The organism is Solibaculum intestinale (assembly GCF_040096205.1).
Lineage (GTDB): Bacteria > Bacillota > Clostridia > Oscillospirales > Acutalibacteraceae > Solibaculum_A > Solibaculum_A intestinale.
Window position 1 is genome coordinate 1 of sequence record NZ_JBBMFD010000064.1, and the last position, 765, is coordinate 765.

The following is a 765-nucleotide window of genomic DNA, read 5'->3' on the forward strand; positions in this document are numbered from 1 at the left end:
GATTTGGACGGAGCCAGGCGCAAAAAGCCGTCTGGGCAAACAAAAAGGCGCTGGAAAAACCTCTAAAAAATGATATAATAGTGACGGATAAACAGTTTGGTAAAAAGATCGGTAAACATGCGCCTGACTTTGGGCTTGACCCGTCTAAAGCAGAAGATCGGCGGAAAATGGCCCGCATTATTGACGACATCGTCCTAAACTGCAGCGAAAAGGTCAGTGGGAATTGGCGTGGCCAGCTTTTGCCGGTTGACTTCTTCATAAAAGGCGAAGACGTTGTAGTGGTCAAGAAAAACGGCGAATTTGTAACCATTCTGAAAGGAGGGATTCATAATGCTAGGGTTAAGGACGCAAGAAGGGGAACGCTTTGAACGGTTCTTTGAACTTGTTCAAAAAGAAGCGAAAAAGCAGGACAGCGTATTTTTCATGGACGCCGGCGACGGACGCGACTTCGAGACGGCAACCATGGAGGGTGAAGACTTAACCGGGTTTCTGATTCCTGCTTCTCAGGCGGATGCCTTTCACTCCCGTTTTCAAGCAGATTCAGATTTCCCTCATAACACCCCCGAATGGGCCGATTTTTTTCGGTTTGCAACCTGGAAACAAGATGGGGATAAAATAACAATTCAATTTACGGGTTAATCAGAGCTCGCTTTGAAAGCGGGCTCTTTTTGTTGGAGGTGATCCAGCATCTCCCCGGCGCAGAATTACGCGCGCGTCCTGAGCAAGACGCCATAAAAGGCTTATTTTTCACGCCTATTTGCCCTT

The 765-nt window shown here is 47.6% G+C and carries 2 protein-coding genes; both read left to right on the plus strand.

Going from position 1 to position 765, the window contains the following annotated elements:
- Positions 1 to 368: hypothetical protein (locus WMO26_RS13530; RefSeq protein ID WP_349221148.1), on the plus strand; the 368-nt coding region annotated here is incomplete at its 5' end.
- On the plus strand, positions 331 to 639 hold the full coding sequence (locus tag WMO26_RS13535; RefSeq protein WP_349221149.1) for a hypothetical protein: 309 nt from the start codon (positions 331 to 333) through the stop codon (positions 637 to 639). The genes WMO26_RS13530 and WMO26_RS13535, both read left to right, overlap by 38 nt.
- Positions 640 to 765 lie beyond the last annotated feature (126 nt).